This window comes from Paenibacillus sp. 1182 (genome assembly GCF_017833915.1).
GTDB lineage: Bacteria > Bacillota > Bacilli > Paenibacillales > Paenibacillaceae > Paenibacillus > Paenibacillus polymyxa_D.
Genome location: NZ_JAFICR010000005.1, coordinates 265,046 through 291,482, shown reverse-complemented (window position 1 = coordinate 291,482; position 26,437 = coordinate 265,046). Strand labels below are relative to the sequence as shown.

Below are 26,437 nucleotides of genomic sequence, written 5' to 3'. Positions count from 1 at the left end.
ACAATGAACGAGGATTCTATATAAAAAAACACCCTTAAACGAAAAAAACAATCCCTAAACAACATGATGTCTAAGGAATGTCCTTATAAAATGGCAATAAAACCATATTATTGAATACTTTATTTCTCGTTTCAATGGTCATATTCCCACCATATTTGTCACATATTCTAGATATATTGGTTAAGCCAATGCCATGAACATCTGGGTTTGATTTTTGACTATGCAAATGAGCCACTTCATTCTCCACATGATTAAGGATGTGAATGAAAAGCGCGGACTCATTGGAATGTATTTTAATAAGAATGTACCTGTCATCAGCAATCTTGACCTTTTTAGATGCTTCTATGGCATTATCCAGCATATTCCCTAGAACTACACATAAATCATAACGTTCAATATTTACTTTCTGTGAATATAAGTTAAGTTGGGTATCTATCTTTATGCCATTGGCTTGCCCAATATTAAGACTATTCGTGACAAGAGCATCTATAACCAGATTACCGGTATTAATCCTTTGATATGCTCCTTCGATTTTATCTAAGGTAACCTTAATATGTTCACTCGCCTCAGCCAATTCATTTCTCTTGATACATTCTTCAATATACAAAAACTGTTGGTGTGTATCATGAATGATTCTTTTTATATTTTTGAAGCTGTGAACCGTTTTTTCGTAGTTAGCATCTTGGTAGTCCATCTGATGTTGTAATTGAGCATTTTCATGCATTAATTGAAATTTTTCAATGACATTATCAAAAATATATATGATAAAAACATTTAAGGAAATAAAGCCAATAATAGAACCAAAATAATACATATTCTTTTCACTATAAACAGATAAAACATTGACCTGGTATAAACTTATGATGGGAACGATTAAAAATAAAATATAGTAACGATGCTGCAAAGGGAAGGTTCTTCGTTTGGCAAATAACCGTATAATCTGAATGACAGCAAACATGATAATGCAGCTGAGTAACATAACCTTAGAGTATATCAAGTGATCTTGTTCACTCAAATGGCTAAAGTTGCTAATTTTAACAGAGCCTACAGCATATAAAATATAAAGAGATATAAAATTAACGATGGTTATCAATACAGCATAAAGGATAGAAAAGATGATCTTTGTCTTTATTTCCACTGTATACGATTGCGCTAAACTAAATATGACAAGTAATGCTAAAATCGAAGATATCGTAGGAGCCAAATAAACACTTAAATATAGGGAATCCAGCAACCCAAAAATAATGAAGTACACGAATCTGTTCGGCTTTCGATTGGACTTATCAAAAACCGAGTTAAAGTAAAAATTCACTTGGAAGCACATAACAAGGACAACGCAAAGATTAAGAAGCAGGGAGTTATATTCCATCATATTAATGCATCTTCATGATCATAAATTTGGTATATAGATCTTTAACTTCTTTTATTTTAGAACGCCCAATAGGTAACTTCACATCATTTGACATCAAAACATCACCGCCAGCAAATTTTTTCACATGAATTAAGTTTATAATAATCGAACGATGAATTTGTAGAAAATTATGTTCTTTTAATGCTGAAGCATAGTCCGAAAGAATCCCTTTGCTATCATAGGTTTGAGTAGAGGTTACAAAATGCAGTTTGTTTTTTATGGTTAAGCTTTTGACCACTTCAATACTAATGATATCATCATATTTTAAAAGCACTTCCTCATAAGCTGACTTGATGATAACGAATTTTTTATCGAGAGATTGAAAATATTGACACAGCTTTATCATTTTTTCCTCAAAGATATGGGGAGCAATCGGTTTTATTAAATACTGAAATGTGACTACGTCAAAACTTTCCACCATATATTCAGGGTAGCTCGTTAAAAAAACAATCTGTTCATCCAGGTGATTTAAACTCCTTATTTTTTGGGCGGTTTGGATTCCGTTCATGCCACTCATTTCAACATCCAATATTAAGATATGGAATGGAGACTCATGGTTTTGATAATGAGATACCAGCTGTTCTCCGGAGTCGAATAATTCAACTTTAAATTCTATACTGGTCTTTATCGACAAAGTAATCAGCATATTTTTAACAAGCTCTCTCTGCTTGTGCTCATCATCGCAGATAGCCACTCTATACATAAATAACATACACCTCGTTTCCATTGCATTGATCATGGAATTGTATTCTAAACAGTATATAACCTTTTAATATTCTATAAACAGCTTTTGGATAAAACGCAAATTCAAATCCCTCAAATGCCAGTATACAAGCTGCTCAGCAGTTGCATCCAAGGTAAAAAAGAAACCCTCGTCTTAAAAGACGGGGTTTCTTAACTATATTATTGATCGTTATTTTAAAAATTCTGCTCTCTTGTCTCCACCGTGGGAACGTCTGGCAAAGTCGACAAATTGGAATTTGTCCAGCCGATGCCTTGACTCGGTATACTGGAACAACGTGGTGTCCTCCAGATAAACATAGTTACGTACTACGACCACATGAGTGTAGTTCTGAAGGTCCATCAGCCTATGATCTTCTTCGTCTGCATTTTCTACGGAAACGACTTTTTTTGCATAACTGATTTGAAGATGGAGCTCTCCCTCCAAATATTCGTAGATGGATCCACGACTAATTTCCTCAGTAAGCACAGATACAATGTCTGATCGAAAGTAATCTTTGTCCAATATGACGCATTCACCTTCAATTTCACGTGCACGAACGACTTTCCAGACCAAATATTTGTCTTTGTCAATCTCAAGATGATTGGCTATGTCATCTGGAACTGGAAGTAGTTGATTTTCATGTACAATGGTTCGTGATGTACGCCCAATCCGTTCGGACATTTCCTTAAAACTGACCAGACCTCCTATAGGAAAATCCATCCGTCCCATATCCAGAACAAAAGATCCTTTAGCTTTTATTTTATGGATATACCCATTTTGTGCAAGCAAATGGAGTGCCTTACGTACGGTTTCGCGAGAAGTGTTATACTCCCGGGCCAGTTCATTTTCAGATGGCATTTTCGTACCTGGAGCCAATTCGCCTGTCTGAATCTGTCCCGAATAATCCTGATAAATTTGCAAAAATATATTCTTTGTCAATTTTCATCACCACGTTCATTGTAGCATTCTTTCACTTCCCTGTTCACTATAATAGACTGTGCGAATTGAAACTGAATTAATTCCTATGACCTGATGAAGAATTCAAATGAATTTTCATTAAGGTATACTGCAAATCGTCTGCCTCACCTGGCAGTTCCTCAACCGATTTAATCATACTTTGGCCATCCGGGACAATGACAGGTGTAATGATGGGATATCCAGATTTCTGAATCAGATCACGGTCAAATTCCATCAATAGTTGTCCTTGTTTCACAGTTTGATCTGTCTCCACATGTATGGTGAATCCCTCACCCTTCAGTGACACCGTATTGATCCCCACATGTACCAGAATCTGTACCCCTGTCGGATGCTCCAAAATCAAGGCATGCTTGCTTTTCATCATGATATGAATAACTTTTCCGCTGAAAGGGGCAAGAATCTTGCCATCCTTCGGTTCCACTGCGATACCGTGTCCCATCTGCCGTTCGGCAAAAGCCGGATCAGGAACCTGCTCCAACGGCACAACACGTCCCAGTACCGGAGTCTTTACTTCAAGCACATCCAGTGCAGAATCTTGACGGCCCGAATCTTTCCGTACGGAGTCGTTAGCTGGTGTAGCTGGAGTCTGACGGCGCTTATTTAGCAGTTTTCCATACATAAAGGTTAAAGTGAACGGTACAATCAATACGATCGCCATCCCAATGAAGAATACACCCCAGTTGTTTGGGAAAATAGACAAGAAGCCTGGAATCCCTCCCACACCAATGGAAGAAGCCATCACATGATTTACGGTAAGCAGTATACCTGCGATACCGGAACCGATCATTCCAAATACGAACGGATATTTATATCGGATATTCACCCCGAATATGGCAGGCTCGGTTACACCCAGAAAAGCAGACACAGAAGAGGTAAGAGCCAACCCTTTTCCCTTTTGCTCCTTCAATACTAGCATCATGGCCAATGCTCCGGCCCCCTGAGCGATATTGGACAGCGCCAGCATCGGCCAGAGGAACGTTCCACCCTGCGTACCAATTAATTGCACATCCACCGCCAGGAAAGTATGGTGCATTCCCGTAATCACGAGCAAGGAGTACAAGCCTCCATAGATCAAGCCTCCCACCGCAGGAGCCCAATCGAAAACGTATACAAGACCAGACGTAATAGCATTACCAATCATAAAAGTAACCGGACCGATCACTGTAAAAGCCAGAAATCCCGTTATTAATAATGTAATCGGTGCCACGAGTAACAGCTTAAATGAATCCGCTATCTTTTTATTTAGGAATTTTTCAATTTGTGCAAGTACGTAAGCGGATACTAAAACAGGTAAAACCTGTCCTTGATAACCAATCTTGTTCACTTCCCACCCAAACAAATTCCAAACCGGAACGGTTCCTTTGGTAACGGCATCCGCATAACCGTATGCACTTAATAGATCTGGGTGAACCAGAATCAGACCCAGTACAATCCCGAGTAAAGGACTGCCGCCAAACCGGACAACGGCTGACCATCCAATTAAGGCAGGTAGGAATGTAAAAGCGGTGCTGGCAATGGTGTTAATGATAGCAGCAAAGTCAGTCCATTGAGGATAGACCTGAACCAGAGCCATACCTTCGAAGAAAATCCCCTTGCCTGTCAAAATATTATTTATTCCAAGTAATAAACCTGCAGTCACGATTGCGGGCAAGATGGGGATAAAAATATCTGCCAGCGTCTTGATGGCACGCTGAATTGGATTTTGTTTTTTGCTTGCTGCATTTTTGACATCGTCTTTAGAAGCCCGACTACCTCCTGTAATGGAGATCATTTCGTTATATACCTTATCCACCAGGCCTGGACCAATCACGACCTGATACTGTCCTTGTGAAGAAAATTGGCCTTTGACCAAATCATTTTGTTCAAGTGCTTCTTTATCGACCAGCTTATCATCATAAAGGGCAAATCGCAGACGAGTTACGCAATGCGTAGAGGCCTCTATGTTGTCTTTGCCACCAACGGCTTTTATAATGTCTTCTACCTGTGATCTTTCAATCGCCATTTAGCCCACTCCCTTAACGTTTGCTCTTTTTTAGCAGCAACCCCGGTTATAAAAAATAACGTTCCCGGGGTACTACTAGTTATCTCCATACTATTCACTAAGACTACGGACAATCCACATATATGAAGCATATGGGGCCAAAGTGATCTCTTGTTTTAGCTCCGGGACGTGCTGGGTATTACCTATTAAAAGCTCAGCCGCACCCAACGCTTGATTTTTTAATGATGAATAAAATGAATCCGGTATACGGAATTGCGCATCCTGTCCGCTAAAATTAGAGATGACGATCAAAGTCTCCTCTTCATTGCTGCGTTGATAGGCGTAGACCTGAGGATGAGCTTCGTCCAAACGTTGATAACTCCCGTCAGTAAGGACCTGCACCGTCTTACGCAGGTGAATCAGCTGACGGTAATGATTGTAGATCGAGTTCGGGTCCTCTAACTGAGACTGAACGTTGATCTGTGGATATCGTTCATCTACCTTAATCCAAGGCGTGCCTGTAGTGAAGCCCGCATTGCGAGTGTTATCCCACTGCATCGGTGTCCTCGAATTATCACGAGACCGCTCTCGAATGATATTCAATGCTTCTTCTGCACTTTTGCCTTGTTCCTGTAAGATACGATACATATTCAGAGATTCAACATCCCGAAACTCTTCAATATCTGCCCACTGCGGGTTGGCCATCCCAATCTCTTCACCTTGAAATATATAGGGTGTTCCTTGAAGACCATGTAACGTGGTTGCCAGCAGCTTGGCGCTTTCCGCATGGTATTCGCCATCATCCAAAAAGCGAGAGATCGCCCTTGGCTGATCATGATTGTTAAAAAACAATGCACTCCAGCCGCCACCTTGTTGCATGCCCGTTTGCCAATCCGAGAATAGCTTCTTCAACAATTCAAAATCATATGGCATCAATTCCCACTTATGTCCATTTGGATAATCTACCTTCAAATGATGAAAATTAAAGGTCATGGACAATTCTTTTCTTTCTGGATTGGAATAACGGATACAGTGATCCAGTGAGGTGGAGGACATCTCCCCTACAGTGACACTGTTATACGCTGAGAATACTTTCTCATGTAATTCATGAAGGTATTCATGCACACTTGGGCCGTCCGTATAATACTTACGCCCGTCCCCAGGAGCCGTGCTTCCATCGTCGTCCGAGAATTGCTGATCTTTGGAAATCAAATTAATGACATCAAGTCGGAAGCCACTAACTCCCTTCTCTGCCCAAAATTCCAGCACATTAACAACTTCCTGACGAACTTTGGGATTTTCCCAGTTTAAATCCGCCTGCGTCTTATCAAACAGTGTCAAGAAATATTGGTTTGTAGCCTCGTCATACTGCCAAGCTGGTCCACCAAACTTGGAAATCCAGTTGTTCGGAGGTCCTCCATCGGGTGCTGGGTCACGCCAGATATAATAGTCCCTGTACTCACTATCCTTAGAAAGCCGCGCCTGCTGAAACCAGACATGCTCTGTGGAAGAATGGTTAACCACGATGTCGATCATCAAGTGCATCCCACGCGCCCGAATTTCCCGGCTCAATTCTTCAAAATCCTGCATTGTTCCATAGTCAGGATTAATCCGGCAATAATCGGCTACATCATACCCGTTATCACGTTGTGGTGAGACATATACAGGCTGCAACCAGACAATATCGACACCCAGTTTTTGCAAATAATCCAGCTTTTGCGTCAGTCCTCTTATATCACCGGTTCCTTTACCCGTCGTATCGTTAAAACTTTTGGGATAAACCTGATAGACTACTGATTTTCGCCACCAGTCCTTATCTTGAGGAATCAAAGTCCTATTCGTTGCTTCCATTCATGCTCATTCCTTTCTTGCGAAATGAAGTAGCGTAAAAAATAATATAACGCTTTCAACATCTTGTATATACAAGATTAAGTCATGTATATACAAGTTGTCAACAGCTTTATTTATTAAGGTAATACCCGTTTTGCAGCTAAATGATCAGGAGACTCATCCATTCTGTTCGATTGTATGTTATGACTCGTAAAATAAGCTCAATTCACACGAAAAAAAAGGCTCCTGCCTACAGTCAGGAACCTCCCTTTTCTATGATGGATACGGTATTCATTTACATCCATATCGATAGTGCACTATAAATCAGTAATAAGGCCATTATAATATTGAAGGAGTGCTCATACTTGTTCAAGAAGCGCTGAAACATAGCCCCAAAAACCGCCCAGCACACTACAGCTACAAAACCAATACAGGTCAGGAGTAATGAAATCGTAATAAGCTCTATATACGATACATCATAAGGCATTACAAACGTTGAAATGACCGTAATACCATACAAAATGACTTTTAAATTAATAAATTGCAGCAGCAATCCTGATTTGAAGGTATATCCTTCATTGTGATCATTGTTTTTCGCAGAAGGTTTGCTCTTCGCTATTTTTACTGCCAGATAAAGCATGTACAGACTACCCAGTACATTCATCCAGATTTTAACCCGTGGCAAAAAATGATACAAAGCAAGATTAAAATAGCAGGCTAACAGCATAATAGCGAAACAGCCAGCTGTTACTCCCAGCAAAAATGGGAATGCTTTTTTCAAACCTAACCGCCTGGCACTGTCTAAAGACATAATATTGTTGGGACCTGGCGTAAAGCTGGTAACAAGTGCATAAGAAAGGAACGGAATAAACGGCATACAATAATCAACTCCAGTGTGTTATAATTGAATAAAATGTACGTTGAAACGCACGAATGTACTTCATGATTGTACATTATGTTCTTTATATAGCACAATAGGGAGCGAAGAATTATGGAGAATATTAATCTAATTTTAAGTAAAAATCTAAAACATCTAAGAAATGAAAGAAAATTGAGTTTAGATAAATTAGCTGATCTGACGGGGATCAGTAAAACGATGCTCGGTCAGATTGAGCGGGGAGAATCTAATCCCTCGATTACAACCGTATGGAAAATTGCGAACGGCTTGAAAATCTCTTTCACTGCTCTGATTAACGAACCACCTGCAGATGCGGTAGTCGTTCCTAAAAGCAAAGTACACGTGCTTGAAGAAAATAATCACTATCGGTTGTATCCGTTTTTCCCCTATGAAGGAAACAGAAATTTCGAGGTTTACACCGTAGAGATTGAAGCAGGCGGGGAACTAAGTTCAGCCCCACACCGTGAGGGTACTGAAGAATTTATTACGGTATTTGAAGGTGAAATGGTGGTAAAAGTCAGTGAGGAAATGTACACGGTGAAAGCCGGGGATTCGATTCGGTTTAAAGCAGATCGCCCACATATTTACTATAATCTAGGAGAAACACTAGTACGGATGAATATGATTATTTATTATTCTGTATAGTTCCACCATGTGATCCTAAGTGTCCAAGACTTTAAATTAAATGATCCTATTAAAATTAGGAGCTCTTTTAATAGGATCATCGGTACAAATATTAAATGATTAGCCTGTATGCTGTTTAGGAGATTTCAATTTGTTTAATTATTCGCGCTGGATTTCCAGCTACAACCACATGATCTGGAATATCCTTGGTTACTATTGCACCTGATGCCACGACGACATTATTACCTATCGTAACACCAGGATTGATCACTGCTCTCCCGCCGATCCATACATTGTTGCCAATCTTAACAGGCTTTCCATACTCTGGGCCAGCGATTCGTTCAAACGGATCTATGGGGTGAGTTGCTGTGTAAATATGAACTCCTGGAGCCAGGAAACAATTATCTCCAATGCGCACTTCGCAAACATCCAAAATGGTACAGTCAAAGTTGGCATAGAAATTATTTCCAACATGGATGTTGTATCCGTAGTCACAACGTATGTTGGGTTCCATGCCTATATTTTCACCAGTTGATCCGAAAAGCTCCTTAAGTAACTTTTCACGGTACTCACGATCCGTCTCTGTCGTCTGATTAAAGAGACGGACACATCTTCTCGCATACTCTCTTTCACTCGTTAATTGAGGATCAGCAGCTACATACAGTTCTCCATCTATCATCTTTTGTTTTTCCGTTTTCATAGTCATGCGACAATCCCCTTTATTTTTTAATCTGATTTTTTCTTTCACTCCAATGGGTTGGGCTGCACCCGATATCAAACCAGCGACCATAACGCCAACAAGCACTACAATCAAGGCATGCAGAAGTTCCAACATGTTCACCTAAAAACCCTAAGCCAGGGGGATCTATAAGTAGTCCCGCTAAAGAAATGCAGCTAATCCAAAAATAATGATTCCCATTTCGGCAGTCGAGACATGTAAATTACCCCGTATAGTAGGCGTTCGAGATACCCAGGAAGCAAAAGCTACACCCGGTAAAGCGAACAACAAAAACAAGATATTACGAATTACCCGAGGATTCATGGATGATTCTACTGGCATTTACATATCTACTTATCACCACTTTTTATTAATGTTTTAATAAGTTATATCATAATTAGTCATTCTATTCGTATCCAAACTATTTGTCAAAAAGAGAACTATGGCTGCTTCCCCCCGACAGTTAGGTAAACACAAAAAAACGACCATAAGGTCGTTTTTTGCTAGTCTATGCTCTCTTTGAACGCATCCATAACATGATAGGAAGTAACGCCAGCGCCAGAATTCCTCCCGCATAAGAAAGTATGGAATAGCTTGAATTTGCTACGATCATCCCGGACAGTGCTCCTCCCGAAGCTCCTGCCAAAGCAATAAGTACGTCCACCGATCCCTGTACCTTAGCTTGATTAGATATTGTCGTCGAATCTACAATCAAAGCGGTTCCACTAATCAGTCCAAAATTCCACCCTATCCCTAAAAGAGAAAGCGCCACAATAAGCAAAACCATCGAATCAGTGGGAGCCAACGCAGCTACTACGCCAGCGAGAAGTAGCGTTACAGCTGAAGCCATCGCCATCGCTATACGACCAATCTTATCGACAAGAATACCCGTAACTAGAGACGGAAGATACATAGCACCAATATGAAAACCGATGACTAATCCTACTTCGCCGAGTCCATGTCCATGGTGCTTCATATGTACGGGAGTCATCGTCATAATCGCAACCATGACAATTTGAGTTATTATCATGATTAAAGCGCCAAGAATAATTCCTTTTCTACCATCACGAGTAGCCTCAAGATCAGAAGACGACTGGCTTCCTTGTGCCGCCTGATTCGCAACTGCTTTGGCCACCAATAAAGGGTCAGGATGAAGAAGTAGCAATAATATTATGCCTGCTAATGTATAGGCTACCGCCGCTAAAAGAAAAGGTCCCGCTAAACTGGGAACTCCAATGGATAACGCAAACTCTCCGGTAACGTTAACTAAGTTGGGACCGGCTACCGCTCCGATCGTTGTAAAGACCATAGCCATACTCGCAGCTGTTGCCCTCTGCTTTGAACTTGCGAGATCTGTACCGGCATAACGAGCCTGCAGATTTGTAGCCGTTCCCGATCCATAAACAAGAAGGGAGACTAGAAGCAGGGTAATACTATTCATAAGGGCTGCAACAACGACACCGATCGCCCCAACTCCCCCTGCAATAAAACCGAGTCCCAGCCCCATTCGTCGGCCGAATCTTTGGGAAAACCGACCAACGAGGAGCGCTGCAGCCGCTGAACCAAGTGTAAATAGTGCCGCAGGAATCCCCGTAAATTTATCCGTACCCAGCATATCTTGCGCCAACAACGCACCAACGGTTACTCCGGCAGCAAGTCCGGCGCCTCCAAAAATTTGAGAGAAAATAACGGTGATAAGCGTACGACGATACAGTTTTCTTTGCTTATCTGAAGATTCCGCATAGGAATTGATAAGCGCTTGCCTCTTCTGCGAAGCATTCGTCAAATTCATTAAGGCTAACTTCCTCCCCTGATAAAGTCGTTCCAATCATGAACACTCTTATCCAAGTGTCTAGCTTCGAAACCACGAGCCTGCAACAATGCAATAGCTCTAACCGCCATTAAGCAATACGGGCCTCTGCAATAAGCCACAATCTTCGAGTCGGCTGGCAACAAAGATAACTGCTCCGCTAATTCTTCAATTGGAACGGAAACAGCCCCCGGTATATGAGCAGTTTCATATTCATCTCGCGGCCGTACATCAAGAAGTGTGACCTCTCCTTTTTCCATCCGCATTGCCAATTCTTCCATTGTGACTCCTTCAACATCCGAGAATTGACCCAAAAATTGCTCCTTAATGTGCTGAACTTCAATTAACTGCTTTTCAGACAGGTCATACAGTGAATTTAAAAAGTGCAAAACAGATGAATCAGAAAGTTCATAATACACAAAGTTTCCCTGCTTTTTGGATTGAACCAACTTAGCTTGATATAGAGTTTGTAGATGCTGAGAAACATTGGCAACGGACATCGAAGTCATTTTAGATAGAACTTCAACTGATTTGGGTCCTTGTATGAGAATATCAAGAATTTCCAACCTTTTCGGGCTGGACAAGCATTTTCCGATCCGTGCGTATTCGGTGAAAAGCCCATCTTTGAAATCTCGTTCGTTCACTATTAAACACCCCATCCATTAAACTATTCAATTAATTTCTTTAATACCGAAATTATAAAACTTTCTTATTTTTATGTCAATTCTGAAACCTACCTATATATAAAAATAAAAAAGACCAGCCCAGAAGCTGGTCAAGAGTAACAATAATACGTAAGCTAAAATACAATGTCTTTACTGAATCAACCTTGAATTGTCATTTATATTCTTGTTCCACTTTCAGCCTGGTTCCTCCCAGTAACCCTCCATCTGCTGATGCTTGAAGCAACAGCTCACCAGCCACATTCCCAGATTGTACAACCACAAGACACCTTCCTCTGTGTGTTCGTCTCTCATTCCCCTTGTAGGGTTCATCACTGGTGAGGTCCCCATTGTCTATTCCAAGGATGCGGCCATCACCATGCAGTTTAAAGGTTAATTCAACATCCTGGTTAGGTACAGTGATCCCGTTTGGGTCTATGACGGTTACTTCCACATGAGATATCTCATGCCCATCAGCAGGTAGAACCGTCCGATCGGCCTCCAACTTTAGAGCATAAGGAGTCCCGGCAGTAGTCAGTTCATGCTCACAAACCTTCTCGTTTCCATTACGACCCACAGCTCGGATTTTGCCCGGTGTATAGGGAAGCTCCCATAGGATTAAATGATTAGGGTAATCCACTAGCTTCCTCTCACCGTATAATTCATCATTCACGATCAATTCCACACTCTCACAATTGGTGAAGGTAACCAACCGTATCAATTTTCCACCGTAGTCAGGAAATGTCCAGTGATCTTCCATGGCCGGAGATTTCCAGTGCATTGTCCATGTCGGATTAAATTCCGATTTCATATGTTCGTTAAATGCGGCTATGTGCACAACAGGCTGATTAGACCATAAGCTTTGTTGGAGATAAGATACTGGTTTGCGGAATCCGCAAGTATCAATCAGGCCCGAAGACCACCCTTTGGAGGGATAGCTCGTTTCTCCCAAATAGTCAATTCCACTCCAAACAAATTGACCGATCACATAATCATGATTAGCGACATCAAACCAGGGATTCATAAGCAAATAACCTTTAACCCGGTTATCCTTGCCCCGATAGTATGGAAACGTCTCGGTTCCAAGGATAAGCATATCCGGCATGGCCGCCCTATAGTGCTCATACCACTGCTCCTGATAGTTTAACCCCAGAACATCCACTCGTTGTGCCAGCTGCTTAGTATGCTCCACTTTGGCCTCAATCGAACCCTCACGCAAGCTGATCGGTGTATTATGCGGCTCAAGCGCATATGTAACCGATCGGGTTGGGTCTTTTTCATGGCAGAAACCCACGAGCTGCTCCAACATTTTTAGCATGGATGGCTGCCCTTGGTTTTCCACTTCATTCCCAACGCTCCACATGAAAACACTGGGATGGTTCCTGTCTCTGAGCAACATTGCCTCCAGATCTTTTTCCCACCACTCATCATATAAATGCTCATAGAAAAGAGATTTCCACTTATCAAAAGCCTCATCAACCACCAAGAACCCCATCTGGTCACATAAATCTAATAATTCGGGCGCCATCGGGTTATGAGCAAAACGGATCGAGTTACAGCCCATTTCCTTCAGCTTTTGCAGCCTTCTTTTCATGGCTGTATCATGGTAAGCAGCCCCCAGACAGCCTAAATCATGGTGAATGCACACTCCCTTTAGCTTTAAGCTGTGCCCATTCAAAAATAAACCTTTTTGTGTATCCAGCTTCACTTCTCTTATGCCAAAAGAGGTACAATAACGATCCACCTCTGTATTGTCGCAATAGATCGTCGTCTGGGCTTCGTAGAGCACTGGGTTGTCCGGTGACCATAGTTCTGGCTCTAAAACTCGCGTTTTTTGCTCTATTTCCCCCGTTTCACAGCTCGAAAGAGTAACTCGGTTTTCCACTTTTCCTTGGATCTGTCCCTGTGGGTCCAGCATTTCAGTCATAATCGTACACTCTACGGCATGCGCGTGTTGATTAGTGACCTGGATTCTGACAGTCACCTTGGCTTCATCTGGCGAAATTTCAGGTGTGGTAATGTAAGTCCCCCATTCGGTTATATGAATATAATCCGTACAAATCAGCCAAACATTACGATAAATACCGGCCCCCGAATACCATCTGTCAGGTGAAAGAATCGTATTGTCCACTTTGACGGCAATCACATTTTCCTCATCCCACCGAATATATGGAGTCAAATCATATTGAAAGCTAACATATCCATAGGGTCGCTTGCCCACAAAATGCCCATTGATCCAAACCTCACTGTTACTGTGAATGCCATCAAATTGTATGTATACGCGCTGTTTTGGAGAGGAGGGCTTCACATTAAAATGCTTTCTGTACCATCCGACAGACCATCTTGGCAAATAAGCCTGATTGCCACCATACAGCATATGTGGATCAAAGGACTTTTCAATGCTCCAATCATGAGGGACATGAAGGAGCCGCCAATGCTCATCGTTGTAGTCCATTTTCTCAGCACCCGCGTAATTTCCTTCTATAAATCTCCAGTCTGTTTTGAACGGCATAATCACTCTGCTTCCCATGATCTCGCCTCCATTTCATAAAGTGGATGAACGGATATAACAGCAGTGCTGGATGACCATCACAAAAAACGTGTTCTCATTACAATATTTGAAACACCGGGTGATCTTCAATAAAGTGTACGGGAAGCATCGGAAATTGGGCGGAAAGCACATCTGCGAGATACTTCATCCCAGGTGCTTCACTTTCAGCATGTCCCAGCATGATAAGTGCTCTACTGTGCCCTTGATAGACAGCATCTTTAACATATTCTGGTGTTTCCCATTCTGGGCCTTCACCGGCGATGACTACATCTACATTTTCATTTAGAAATAATGGAATGGCTAGATCGCCACCTCCCCTGTATCCTACTGAAATTCCCACTCGTTCACATGGCATGGAAACCTCGCCAGCCACCCGTACATAACGAATATGTAGTTTGGCTTTGATATATTCAGCGATCTCCTTAACTTTCATAGCGGGAATAGTCAAAATGGCGGCCGTCGGCTGCTGTTTTACCATGTAGTTGTGCCAGCCAAGCGCCTGAAGAAGCCCAACCATCACTCCATCCGGTTGATAACGATGTATGGTGTCATGAAACCGATAAATGCCTATACCTGCATCGGCAATGAGGCGAGATTTTTGCGAAAAAACCGGATCATGTAGTAGACACTCATGCATCCTCTGATGACTATAAAAAATGCCTTCATGTGTAATGATAAAATTTGCACCTAGAGAAATAGCTTGTTCTATCACGTACTGTGAAGCGGAGAAAGCGGTTACAATTCCTTGCACCTCAGTATCTACAGATCCTGGGTCCAGCAGATCTACGGTGGTGTGGGGTAGGCTTATTCCCTTGGTCAGATGATTCACAATCAGACCCATAGTCATGGTCATACACGTTCCCTCCTCATGGATAATGCATAGCAATTGTACCATTTTATTTCAGCCATAGGCGCTATTCTTTCTAGCAAAACAGCCAGTTCCAGAGGAGCCAGCTGTTTTACGAATAATTCTATTATTTATACAGAACTCCTAAAATGGAGTCGATTCGTTCTTTTGCTCCTTGCCAGGATGTCATGACGGGGAACTCATATTGCTCTCTTGCTCTCAGATTCCATGGATGAGGAATACAAAGCACCTTTTTCCCCTCCTTTAGCGCAGGTACTAAATTATGAGGGCCATCATCAATCAGGAGATCATAGTTAATCAGGTTCTTTCGTTTACATGGGAAAAAGTTCTCGATCGGAATGAATGGCATATGTCTTTGAAGCCAATTCCATTTCTCTACGACGGTCTTGGGCTCTGCCGCTGTCACAATAATGACATCAAAAGCATTGCAAAGCTTCTCCATTTCTTCTACAACATAATCGTCAAACAGTTCAAGTTCCTCAAACAAACCCGGTCGCCCATAAAATACATCATGCGTGCTTTTGGGATGACGTAGATGATCGGTGTTCCAATCTAACATTTCTTCATAACGAAGCGGATGAGTGGGAAATTCACTATTGTTATGGTATATGGCTCGTTTGACGAGATGACAGATGGTATCGTCCATATCGACTGCAATGATTGGTTTTCTCATCAGCTTGCCCCTATTCACTCTGGTAAAATTTTTCACAAGAATATCATACTATAATTTAATATCGCGGTGAAGCTTAGGTATTGCTGTCCGATAGATCTCACCTTTGTTCAAAATAATTAACCAAGAAAAACGTTAGGTCAACCTACACAAATTCGGAATATCACAGAAATATAGTTAGGTTATTTTTATCAATATAAACTAAATTTTAAACAAACATAAACAATAAATACAATGAAACCACAGAAAATAGCACTTAAATAATACATCCATGTGTTTATACTTCAAAAACACAAAAAAATAACCAAAATAACCGATTGAATAACAAAAACACAAATGATAGAATAACAAAAATAACTTTTTTCATATTTGAAAGCGCTTAATTTTGTGTTTAGCTTACTGCTATTTACACACTTACATACCTAACTTCATCTCTGTATAGCAGGAAGTTGAATAATATATTTAGGGAGGAATAAAAATGAAGGTATTGTTAAGAAAATCACTATTGTCTGGAATGATCGGCTTGCTCATCATGATTGGTTTAGGAGGAGTTTTCTCCAAGGTAGAAGCTGCTTCAGGATTTTATGTAAGCGGTACCAAATTGTATGATTCTACAGGCAAGCCATTTGTTATGAGAGGCGTCAATCATGCTCACACATGGTACAAAAACGATCTTTATACAGCGATCCCGGCAATTGCCCAGACAGGTGCTAATACCGTCCGAATTGTCCTTTCTAACGGAAACCAGTACACCAAGGATGATATTAATTCCGTGAAAGATATTATTTCTCTCGTCTCCAACCATAAAATGATTGCTGTGCTTGAAGTTCATGATGCTACAGGCAAAGACGACTACGCGTCTTTGGATGCAGCTGTGAACTACTGGATTAGCATAAAGGATGCTCTGATCGGCAAGGAAGACCGGGTTATCGTAAACATTGCAAACGAATGGTATGGTTCTTGGAATGGAAGTGGTTGGGCTGATGGATACAAGCAAGCGATTCCCAAGCTGAGAAACGCAGGTATCAAAAATACACTCATCGTCGATTGTGCCGGATGGGGACAATATCCTCAATCTATCAATGACTTTGGTAAATCTGTATTCGCAGCTGATTCTTTGAAGAATACGGTATTTTCCATCCATATGTATGAGTTCGCTGGTAAAGATGTTCAAACTGTTCGAACCAATATTGATAACGTTCTGAATCAAGGACTCGCTCTGATTATTGGCGAATTTGGCGGTTACCACCAGGGAGCAGACGTCGACGAGACAGAAATCATGAGATACGGTCAATCCAAAGGAGTAGGCTGGTTAGCCTGGTCCTGGTATGGTAATAGTTCCAATCTTTCCTACCTTGATCTTGTAACAGGACCTAATGGCAATCTGACGGATTGGGGGAAAACTGTAGTTAACGGAAGCAACGGGATCAAAGAAACATCGAAAAAGGCTGGTATCTACTAAACGTACTATCAGAAAGTAAAAAAGGCTCATGGTTGAACGACCATGAGCTTTTACATTTTTATACTTTATACTAAAAGTACCCACTGTGCGTCTCTGAACTTACACTTCCTGGGTTATACGGTGAGTCGAATTTCATACACAGGCACGATGCTGACTGCGCCGATATCTACGATACGTTCCTTTGCCGTCTCTTTCCAGCCAGCCATAGTCGTATTGCTGTTGAGAACCTTACCTTTTCGTATTGGGGAAACATATACGTACAACCCTTGCTCGATGAGCCGATGCTCAAATGCTTTCAAGCCTATTTCCCAGGTCGTATGGTTGCAGAAATTATCGTTGATCAGTTCGCCATCCATAAAAGCATAACCGATATCTCCAGTATAATCGATACGCAGCAGAGCTTCCTTAATTCCGTGAAAGGCATCTATCTCAAAATCAATAGTAAGTTTATCGTCATTTATTTTTTTCAAATTGAAATGAATTTCTCGCTTAGGAGCCTTTAAACGATACGTTTTAAATACATTGTTTTCTGTTATGTCTAGCAGCTCTCCACCAGTAATAGATGTGATCGAGGCGTCGAAATCAGGGAATACACTCAGGGATACCATTTCTTGATCCGTCGATTCCAGCCTTAGATCGCCCTCATATACAAGTACATTGGCATTGGTCAAAATGACTCTGTCCCGGCCTTGCATGTTTACCTTCCAAAATGTAAGACTTTGCTCATCAGTCATCGTGTAGATGGCAACTTTTTTGCCACTTTCAGATACCAGATGGATGAGACTATCGTCCTCTTCAGCAACCTTAATGATCGTGTTCCCATCCAACTGCTCTATCGAGCCTTTGTCGATTGTGGCACTGATGATATCTTTTGACTCAATTTCATATCTTCCCTTCATCCCCTCTGGTACAAAGAAAAAGTAGTATACTTCTCCATCTTCTTCTATCCTTGTTATCAGCTGTACCGTAGCATATTTGAGCTTCATTCCATCTAAATTAAAGTTAAATGGCAATATAGCGAAACTTTCACGTCCTAACATCAGCTCACCTTGACTAGGGATTACAATCGTTTCCTCGGGCAGTTCAATGCTCACATTAAAATCGCACAGGTCGTCATTTTCGACATGGTCTTGGAAATTATTTAGAAACAGATAACCCGATCCAGCACTGGATCGCACTGCATATCGTAACGTATCCACATCATAAGGGTCCATCTGGGACGTATCCCCTGGCAGAATAGTCTTTGTTAGTGAGAATTGCTTTTGGAACGTTGAAAAAAAGTAATGCTGCAGCTTTGTTCTATGGTACGATTCCCTTACTTGACCGAATTCGCCGATCATGGCGTTGAAATCATAGGAGATTTTGGGGGTGGCTAGATCATTGGTGAACGGGTTAACCTTACCCCGAGGATTGGAACCCCCATGATACATGTAATATCCGATCAGATTACAGCCTTCTGCAACCTTCATGACAGTCATTGCTGGAACACTGCGGTAGGGAAATGCGAACCGATATTTATAAAACTGAACCATGCCGCCACCCATTTCACAGCAAGCGTACGGATAGTCTTCAGGTGCGTATTGAGGCTCGAAATTGTAACTCTCTGGAATCTTGTTATTATGCTTGTCGCGGAAAATGTATTCCGGTGTCGCAGGATGCTCGTCCATCCCCTCCAAACGTCCCTCTTCGTAGTAGATCCATGGCCAATAGGCATACCCGCCCCATAACGGCAGCATATCAGGTACAGGAGTTGTTGCTCCTCCCCATCCTGTGCACGTATAGATCGGAGTATCAATCCCCGCTTCCAGAGCTATTTCTTTAAGTTTTAACATATGCGAGTTACCGTCACTTCCACTGTTTAGCCACATATCATTAATTCCTACAGTCAATGCCCACTGGGCAGATGAATGATGATGCTCGTTTTCGATTTGGGTGCCGATAATCGGCCCCCCCTCCTTATATAACAGCCCTTTAACCTGGGTACCGATTTCGTTATACAATCTTCTTGTATAGAACAGATACCCCTCATCATTAGAACGAACCTCAAATGGTCGACCGAATAACCAATCTGGCATACCGCCGTTTCGAATTTCCCCATGATCAAAGGGACCGATCCGAATGATGGAGTATACCTGATGTTTGCCGCACAACTCGATGAAATGACGAAGATTCTTGTTCCCACTCCAATTAAAAACACCTTCAACTTCTTCATGTAGGTTCCAAAAAATATAAGTGGCAATGATGTTTACGCCGCCCATTTTTATTTTAATAATTTCGTCTTCCCAATAGCGTTCATCATAACGGGCATAATGGAATTCACCACAAATACCGAAAAAGGGCTCTCCGTCCTTCTCCATAAAATAGTTGGTGAATCCGATCTCCTCTCCTTTTGGGTTGGTGCCGCCAAGTTTGATATGTCCTTTAACAATATGCTTCTGATCGTCTTTAACCGCAACTCGATAGTTTCTCATGGAGTTCACTCCCCTCACTCGTTAATCTGAATTCAGGATAAATTGGTTCCACTTGCGCTGCCAAGCGATATCATTCCAGAATGGATGATGGGGAGCGCAGTTAGAACAGAGGGTCATTCCCCAGAACCCAAGTGCCATTCCTTTTCGCAACACATATTCAGCGATAAATTTGCCGACTGGGCCTTCTTCAAATTGGGCATGCAGCGGCGTGTAGCCTACATAACCTTCTCCTATGACAATTGGAATGCCGGGATGACGAGTCCATTCATGAATCTCTTCCAATCGGGTGTCGGCCTTCTGCAACATGGCCATTTTATGGTCTCCATACCGATCGTACAAAAATAAATCCCATTGATCGGGATCTACCCAGTCGTGCAAATAAATAAGTCTCATGCCGACTGGATTGCCTTCCATCCGCCAATTCTGCCCCGGAGGCAGGGTCCATTTTGCAAATGGAGGAGCGTCTTCTCTTAATAGGGATTGTACGAATGGATTGGGGAACGGCGCCAACTCATCATAAAGCGCTGCCGCTTCCATAAGCTCATTGAGCACCCCTTTAATATATAGGTGAAAATGGGCCACCTGCATATTGCGCGCGACGTAAGCCTTGGGGTAGGCTTCATTTAACGTATAACTGGCTGTCATCATCATATCAGGATGACATTGGCGAAGATATTCTATCGCTTCTTCTACGTAGGGCTGCATGGCTTCAATAAGCGCCGGTACATTCGTTTCGGCTATGCCTTCAGACGTTCCGACGGCGTTTAACTGCCCAAATTCCACTTCGTTATGCAGCTCTGTATAGATGATCTGACTCCTGTAGCCTTCTGCTGTGACGAAACGGATCAACTGATCCATTGATTTTGCAATGGCCATGAATCTCTCCTTAGGAGGAATTGCAGCTAGTTCATCTCTAAGCTCAGCATGAGCCAGAAAGCTGGGACTCTGCTGATATTCCCAAGAGGATAACATAATGTAACAGTTATGAGCCTTTGCTTGTTTGAACAGTTCGAGCAAATGAGCATGCCCGTCCAGTACTGCGCCTCCACGACAGTTATACCAACGCGTACGCTGGCCTACTTCCCCAAGGTTAGCAAACTCCAAGGGTCCGGGGCGTTTGCCATCCGCTGTAAACAACATGAATGGCATTGCACATATTCGGATCGTATTGTAGCCTCTTTCGACCGCTTCTTTAAAACGGGCTTCCAGATCGCTGTAGGGCTCACCTTCCTGTGTCATGGTATACCAAGAAAAGTCCCACATGGTGATCGTCAATTTGCGCGGTACAGTTCTCATGAGATTACTCAATTGATTTCCCCTCCCAGCTCCAGTCCATATGGTTCAACGCTCCTTGATGGTTAGCTTCTAGCTTAAGCACCGATTCAAAATGCAAGATGGCTTCGTCCTGTCGCCCTAATCCAAGCAAACCAAGTGCTTTCATATAAGTACAATGAACCTGATTACGAATATTCAGGTCATCTTCAAAGATGAGAAAGTCGGGTAACGAGACCGCGAAATAATCCATTTTCACGGGTTCGAATAAGTATCTATCGGCGTAATCAATGAGCTTGTTGAATCGACGATTGCCTTCCTTCGCATAACCAAGTTTCCGCCAGGCCAATCCTTGGTAAAATATCATATCTGGCTGTTGATCGTTATAATACATGGCATTAATGGGTTCCCCCAGTCCTTGAGAGGCCGTGGAAAAGGCCTGTCTTGCCTCATCTGTTAATTTCAATAGCTCATACGCGCAGCCCAAATAATAATAGATATCGTTATCTTGGGAACCCTCTAGCTTACCTTCGCCAAGATTCTCTGGATACACTAAAGCCTCCCGCAGCCCCTTTACAGCCTGTTCAATCCGCCCAGACCTCAGGTCGGACTTGGCAAGCTCTACCTTGGCCAGCCTATACTGTCCCGTTACCTTCCCCTCTCCGCCTTCCCATGGATGAAATATTCTCCCTGTCAGCAAGGACAACGCTATCTTATGCTGCTTCATCGTATTGTGAACGGTTACATATTCTAAAAACAGATCATCGCGAAGCTTTATGATTCCCGGATAACTCTCCATTAGATTCAATCTGTCGTTGGGCTTGATGTTCAGCTTCCTATACAGCTGGTCAAGCTCATAAAGAATACGTGCGTCTGAAGTATTGCACGCAAAGGCCTGCTCTAACGAATGGCGAGCCTTCTCTACTTGGCCTTGTTTGTTAAAATATCCAAGAGCAAGATTACGGTGAACAACGGGGTAAGTATCGTCAATGGAACGAGACATTTCCCAGCTGGAAATAGCATCCTGATGCCGTTTCTTATCATAGAGTAAATTACCTAAGTAATAATGCGCCTTGTCATCCTCCGGTCTTGTTCGAATTGCAAATTGTAACACATCCAACTCAAACAGACGGTTAGGAAAGCAGTAATCGGGTACTGCATCTGCGGCCTGAGCGAGAGCATTGTTCACCTGCTCAAGCTTGCCGATTTTAGCATAGCAGAAGGCCTGAACGTAATACAGCATAGGGTATGTTTTTGCCTGCTCTGGAGCTTCTTCCAGCACACATGCTGCATCCTCATAGAGTCCTGCCGCCGCATAGTCCGATGCTACCGCTATATAGTTGTGCACATCTCCACGCATCCATTTTTCCAGCTCTTCAAAGACCGTTTTAGCATCATCTCGTAACCCGAGAGCCTCTAAAGATAATGCTTGCTCACGGTAAGCTCCAAAATCGGCGATATCGAGCTTCATCGTTTCCTTGGAAAAGGCTATTGCTGCTTCGTTCCTGCCGAGCTTACGAAGAATAGCCGACTTCAGGTTGCATGCCTTGTAATTGCGAGCATTTCGGATTGTCGAGCGCTCGACGAGTTCCAATGCTTCTTCATAGTTCCCTTGTTCTGTCGCAATCTGTGCCAGTGAGAAATACCCGCTGTCTTGCCATGCCGCACTCCATACTGATTTATAAAATGCAGCGAACGCCTCATCCATCCGCTCTTGGTGTTTTAGCGACAAACCAAGCTGGTAGTAGGCCTCACCATCATAGGGATTAGAGTTACGCCAGGTTATCCGCGAGATGGCTTTACGAAAGCACTCTTCACTTTCTGCATATAACCCTCTGCGAAGAAGCAACGTACCATATGCCATATTTATACGGCTGTCATTCTTATCTCTTTTCAGGCCCTCAAGGTAATACGCCTCAGGCTCAAAGGTAGCATGACGGTATTGCCCCAAGTGTTGTCCTGCTAAATACAATTCTTCGTTCGTTCTTAATTCCTCCGGTTGTGGCAGGGGGTCGGCAGCAGCCGGCATCTGCTCAACTTCCTTTTGCTTAGGCTGGTAGCTAATCAGCTCCCTTCCGGTCGCGTCTTTGACGCTTAAGCATAGATCATAATCCTCATCCTCAGCCAAAATAACTGTCTTCTGTATCAAGGCCTTATTAGGTGTCAGATCCAAGGTTTCTTGAATATAAACTTCCCGCTGGCTGCTTAATTCCACAACAGCCTCGCAAAATGACGAAGTTACATAGACGCCAATCTGTACTGTCCCTTCGCTGCGATTTAATTCCAAACTAACGGCTGCGTCAATTGAAGCGTTTTTGACCATACCAATATGTTTGTAAGGCATAAAATACTGCGAGAACGTCTTTTCTTCATACGGCTGAAGCCAAGTGAAATCTGGTTGATTATCGGTATACACTCCCGTCATCAACTCGATGTAGGGGCCGTCTTCATCTGTTAGATTGCGGTCCCAAGCTTGGCCGAATTCGCCATTTCCCCATGTCCACTGCTTTTTCCCGGGAGAGATGTGATGGTTGGCCACATGCAAAAGCCCAGCTTGTTTCATATGGTCGTAACCACCTATGAAATTGTAATCCGATTTATAGGCCATATATGAAGTGGGAACAGGAATATTTTTGTATCGGGAGATATCTACGCCTTCAGAATAATCCATTTTATAATAAGTGCCTGTAGCAATCGGGAAACGGGATACATCTCGCTTTCCATGGTCGAACACGGCTGATACGTCTGGAGGAAAAACAGATTGCGTATGCTCATGTACTGCTACGGCTGGATTGGCCCACCATAAAAATGTTTGAGGCTCGGCAGTCCGGTTATATAGCTGGGCCCCCACTTTAAGGTATGCCTTATCCGGTTGAAGTGTAAAACCAGCTGTTACTTTCGTGCCGAACATACGATCAATTTCGCTCACCCATACCGTTGCGCTTCCGTCGTCGTGTTCTTCCAACTTGTATTCAACGGGTCCGTAAGTGTTGGGACGGTGATGCTGCGGCCAGTTGAACTCAATGCCTCCAGATATCCATGGTCCCAATAAGCCCACAAGCGCTGGTTTGATGACCCTGTTATAATAAACAAAATCATAACCGTTGGTCTTGTCGACCGCACGATAAATGCGTCCTCCCAGCTCTGGCATGATCTCAATGCGCAAATATTTATTTTCTAGGAAAACTATTTGATAATTTTCAAGTTTCTTCTCATCCTCAATTTTATCAATGACCGGATGCGGATACACTCGACCGGAACTTCCCTGATAGACACGTTTCTCCAGAAACATTGGATTTTTGTCGGGTTTGCCAATTCCATACGTGGGGATCTGCACGGTTTGCTCCCACACGCGTGCCCTAGCGTCGAAAATGCTCAATTCCATCACTCCCTCATAGTCGCTCTTATATTCAGAGCTTACAAGTAAGCGACATTACAGACAATTGACAATCTACTGTTTATGATGGACTATATACGTATTTCATCATTAGAGCCGCCTAAGGCTAGGAGATGGATAGATTATGAATAAGAAAGCTGATGGATTTGAGGGTGAAAAGTTATATGTCGTTCCACCCTATATACTGGATAAATTAAATATGAATCCGCTTACAAAAAATCTATATATTACGGATATAGGCTGCTTCAGCCATGCCCGCCATCATTTTCGTGAAAGAATGCACGGATGTGACTCTCATATATTCATCTACTGTACCAGCGGAAAAGGTTGGATACGAACAAAGGATGGCCTAACGATTGACATGACAGAGCGAGGCTTTGCGTACATTCCCAGAGACATGCCGCATGCTTATGGGGCTGACGATAGAGATCCTTGGACAATTTACTGGTTTCATCTTAAAGGGGACCAAATGGATGATTTTATAGCATTGTTTGAGCCTTTTAAAACGTATATTTCGATATCTGCCAGTGATGGAGTCAAACTACTGGAGCTATTTCATCAGTGTTACGACCTTTTATTGAATAAATCATACTCCATTATACATTTAGTTCAAGTATCGCAAACTGTCCGTTATCTGCTGAGTTTTGTTGTATCGGTTGCATTTCGCAAGGAAGACAGTACGTACCAGAGTCATGTGGATAAGGCAACACGCTATATGAGTGAACAATTGGAATCCACCGTTTCGCTTGAGCAGCTTAGTCGGCATGTTCAGGTATCCAAGCAGCATCTGAACCTGATATTCAAGCAATCCACCGGCTACTCTCCTGTCGATTACTATTTAAGAATGAAGATACAGAGGGCCAGTCAGCTTTTGGATTTGACGAATGCCTCTATTAAAGAAGTTAGCATACAACTCGGTTTTAGGGACCCTTACTACTTCTCCAGACTATTCAAAAAAATAATGGGCTGCTCTCCTTTGGAATATCGAAATAATTTGAAGGGTTAATCTATGTTCATCAGGAGCGTTCAAATTTGCTTCTATCGGGCTACCGCAAGGTCACAGATCATTTACGAATCACGGGTGCAAGGTCTATACTTAAGGTTAAAAAAGGAAGTTTTGTATGCTCCTCACGTTGAATCGTAGACTAAATGCAGCTATGCCGCTAATTACACCAATCAGCATTCTAATTGGCGTCCTAATCGGTACGCCGTTGTCAGAATATACCGAACTCTCTCCCTGGCTGTTTGCATTCATGACCTTCGCGGGCAGCATCAGTATGGGGTTTAAGGATTTTGTCCATGTGATCAAGCATCCTGGTCCGCTGATCGCCTGTCTGTTTATTCTTCACCTGGCCATGCCGCTTCTCGCCATGATGCTGGGACATCTGGCCTTCAGTGATGATCCTTACACGATTACTGGACTTATTCTTGGTGCAGCTATCCCTACGGGCATTTCCAGCTTCGTGTGGGTCAACATCTATAAAGGCAATACAGCGCTGACATTGGCGATCATTTTAATTGATACGATTTTGGCCCCATTTGCCGTGCCGGGCATCATGTCCCTACTGATCGGAGCGGATGTGCAGCTCGATACCTGGGCGATGATGCAGAGCCTATTCTGGATGATTGTCGTTCCTTCGCTAATCGGCATGGTGTTGAACGAATGGACCAAAGGGAAGATCAAGCAGGTATGGGGACCACGGCTAGGACCGTTCTCCAAGCTGGCTATGGCTCTTGTCGTCATGATTAACGGATCTGTCATTGCGCCTTATCTGGTCGATTTTAATCTTAAGCTTGTCGGAGTATGCCTATCCATAATCGTCCTTGCCTCCACTGGATATGCGATCGGTTATCTGATATCAGGACTGATGCGGTGGAATAATGCAGACCGTACGGCGCTTGTCTTTAACGGCGGCATGCGCAATATTAGCGCGGGAGCCGTGCTTGCCATCACCTATTTCCCGGCCCCGGTAGCATTGCCCGTTGTACTGGGGATGATTTTCCAACAATCCACAGCATCTCTGGTCGGGTTTCTGCTGAGTCGTCGCGACCGCGGCAACGCCAAGGAAAAGCGCAATACGGCCTCTGTTTCTTAAGCAAAGGGGGTTAG

The 26,437-nt window shown here is 42.8% G+C and carries 19 protein-coding genes and 1 pseudogene; 4 read left to right on the top strand and 16 right to left on the bottom strand.

Translation table 11 applies throughout. The features are described from left to right. Positions 1-70: 70 nt before the first annotated feature. The 6 genes from JOD82_RS12710 to JOD82_RS12685 all read right to left on the bottom strand — a co-directional run bounded on the left by JOD82_RS12710 (position 71) and on the right by JOD82_RS12685 (position 7,801). On the bottom strand, positions 71-1,372 hold the full coding sequence (locus JOD82_RS12710) for a sensor histidine kinase (RefSeq protein WP_209949389.1): 1,302 nt from the start codon (positions 1,370-1,372) through the stop codon (positions 71-73). A 1-nt stretch (position 1,373) separates the two neighbouring features. Further along, positions 1,374-2,114, bottom strand: coding sequence for a LytR/AlgR family response regulator transcription factor (locus JOD82_RS12705; protein ID WP_165148237.1), 741 nt, complete (start codon positions 2,112-2,114; stop codon positions 1,374-1,376). A 210-nt stretch (positions 2,115-2,324) separates the two neighbouring features. Further along, positions 2,325-3,074 (bottom strand): trehalose operon repressor, encoded by a 750-nt coding sequence (gene treR / locus JOD82_RS12700; protein WP_209949387.1) that lies wholly within the window; start codon positions 3,072-3,074, stop codon positions 2,325-2,327. Between the two features lie 76 nt (positions 3,075-3,150). Then, complete coding sequence (gene treP / locus JOD82_RS12695) at positions 3,151-5,115, bottom strand: PTS system trehalose-specific EIIBC component (protein WP_165148234.1); 1,965 nt, start codon at positions 5,113-5,115, stop codon at positions 3,151-3,153. Positions 5,116-5,205: 90 nt separating this feature from the next. After that, on the bottom strand, positions 5,206-6,945 hold the full coding sequence (treC, locus tag JOD82_RS12690) for an alpha,alpha-phosphotrehalase (RefSeq protein ID WP_165148214.1): 1,740 nt from the start codon (positions 6,943-6,945) through the stop codon (positions 5,206-5,208). A gap of 274 nt (positions 6,946-7,219) precedes the next feature. Beyond that, the gene (locus JOD82_RS12685) at positions 7,220-7,801 is read right to left on the bottom strand and encodes a LysE family transporter (protein WP_209949385.1); all 582 of its coding nucleotides are present in this window, start codon (positions 7,799-7,801) and stop codon (positions 7,220-7,222) included. A gap of 114 nt (positions 7,802-7,915) precedes the next feature. Between JOD82_RS12685 and JOD82_RS12680 the strand changes: the two genes are divergently transcribed. Continuing rightward, the gene (locus tag JOD82_RS12680; RefSeq protein ID WP_209949383.1) at positions 7,916-8,467 is read left to right on the top strand and encodes a helix-turn-helix domain-containing protein; all 552 of its coding nucleotides are present in this window, start codon (positions 7,916-7,918) and stop codon (positions 8,465-8,467) included. 115 nt (positions 8,468-8,582) lie between these two features. Here the strand turns inward: JOD82_RS12680 and JOD82_RS12675 are convergent, their stop codons facing one another. The 7 genes and pseudogenes from JOD82_RS12675 to JOD82_RS12650 form a co-directional block, all read right to left on the bottom strand. Next, the gene (locus JOD82_RS12675; RefSeq protein WP_280921448.1) at positions 8,583-9,152 is read right to left on the bottom strand and encodes a sugar O-acetyltransferase; all 570 of its coding nucleotides are present in this window, start codon (positions 9,150-9,152) and stop codon (positions 8,583-8,585) included. Positions 9,153-9,335: 183 nt separating this feature from the next. Continuing rightward, a pseudogene (locus JOD82_RS29185) lies at positions 9,336-9,488 on the bottom strand (MFS transporter); the annotation flags it as partial. A gap of 184 nt (positions 9,489-9,672) precedes the next feature. After that, entirely contained in the window at positions 9,673-10,956 is a 1,284-nt protein-coding gene (locus JOD82_RS12670) for an MFS transporter (RefSeq protein ID WP_069010922.1), read from the bottom strand. Positions 10,957-10,961: 5 nt separating this feature from the next. After that, positions 10,962-11,618, bottom strand: a complete 657-nt coding sequence (locus JOD82_RS12665) for an ArsR/SmtB family transcription factor (protein WP_209949381.1) — start codon at positions 11,616-11,618, stop codon at positions 10,962-10,964. A 193-nt stretch (positions 11,619-11,811) separates the two neighbouring features. Next, complete coding sequence (locus JOD82_RS12660; protein ID WP_029515897.1) at positions 11,812-14,166, bottom strand: glycoside hydrolase family 2 TIM barrel-domain containing protein; 2,355 nt, start codon at positions 14,164-14,166, stop codon at positions 11,812-11,814. Positions 14,167-14,245: 79 nt separating this feature from the next. Continuing rightward, positions 14,246-15,040: a Nif3-like dinuclear metal center hexameric protein gene (locus tag JOD82_RS12655; protein WP_069010920.1), complete on the bottom strand. Its 795-nt coding sequence runs from the start codon at positions 15,038-15,040 to the stop codon at positions 14,246-14,248. A gap of 121 nt (positions 15,041-15,161) precedes the next feature. Then, the gene (locus tag JOD82_RS12650) at positions 15,162-15,728 is read right to left on the bottom strand and encodes a 5' nucleotidase, NT5C type (protein ID WP_029515899.1); all 567 of its coding nucleotides are present in this window, start codon (positions 15,726-15,728) and stop codon (positions 15,162-15,164) included. Between the two features lie 475 nt (positions 15,729-16,203). On the opposite strand from JOD82_RS12650, the gene JOD82_RS12645 reads away from it, so the two are divergent. Beyond that, a complete protein-coding gene (locus JOD82_RS12645; RefSeq protein ID WP_029515900.1) occupies positions 16,204-17,187 on the top strand; it encodes a glycoside hydrolase family 5 protein in 984 nt (327 codons plus the stop codon). Between the two features lie 113 nt (positions 17,188-17,300). Here the strand turns inward: JOD82_RS12645 and JOD82_RS12640 are convergent, their stop codons facing one another. The 3 genes from JOD82_RS12640 to JOD82_RS12630 are packed head-to-tail and all read right to left on the bottom strand — an operon-like array spanning position 17,301 to position 24,315. After that, positions 17,301-19,658 carry a beta-galactosidase gene (locus tag JOD82_RS12640; RefSeq protein WP_208332381.1) on the bottom strand — a complete coding sequence of 786 codons (2,358 nt, stop codon included), beginning with the start codon at positions 19,656-19,658 and terminating at the stop codon, positions 17,301-17,303. A gap of 21 nt (positions 19,659-19,679) precedes the next feature. Beyond that, positions 19,680-20,966 (bottom strand): cellulase-like family protein, encoded by a 1,287-nt coding sequence (locus tag JOD82_RS12635; protein WP_069010918.1) that lies wholly within the window; start codon positions 20,964-20,966, stop codon positions 19,680-19,682. Beyond that, entirely contained in the window at positions 20,959-24,315 is a 3,357-nt protein-coding gene (locus JOD82_RS12630) for a DUF5107 domain-containing protein (protein WP_209949379.1), read from the bottom strand. Before JOD82_RS12630 ends, JOD82_RS12635 begins: the two co-directional genes overlap by 8 nt. 136 nt (positions 24,316-24,451) lie before the next feature. Here JOD82_RS12630 and JOD82_RS12625 point away from each other — a divergent pair, with 136 nt between their 5' ends. Together JOD82_RS12625 and JOD82_RS12620 are read left to right on the top strand one after the other, a co-directional pair. Continuing rightward, complete coding sequence (locus JOD82_RS12625; RefSeq protein ID WP_165148193.1) at positions 24,452-25,333, top strand: AraC family transcriptional regulator; 882 nt, start codon at positions 24,452-24,454, stop codon at positions 25,331-25,333. Between the two features lie 115 nt (positions 25,334-25,448). Then, positions 25,449-26,423: a bile acid:sodium symporter family protein gene (locus tag JOD82_RS12620; RefSeq protein WP_029515905.1), complete on the top strand. Its 975-nt coding sequence runs from the start codon at positions 25,449-25,451 to the stop codon at positions 26,421-26,423. Positions 26,424-26,437 lie beyond the last annotated feature (14 nt).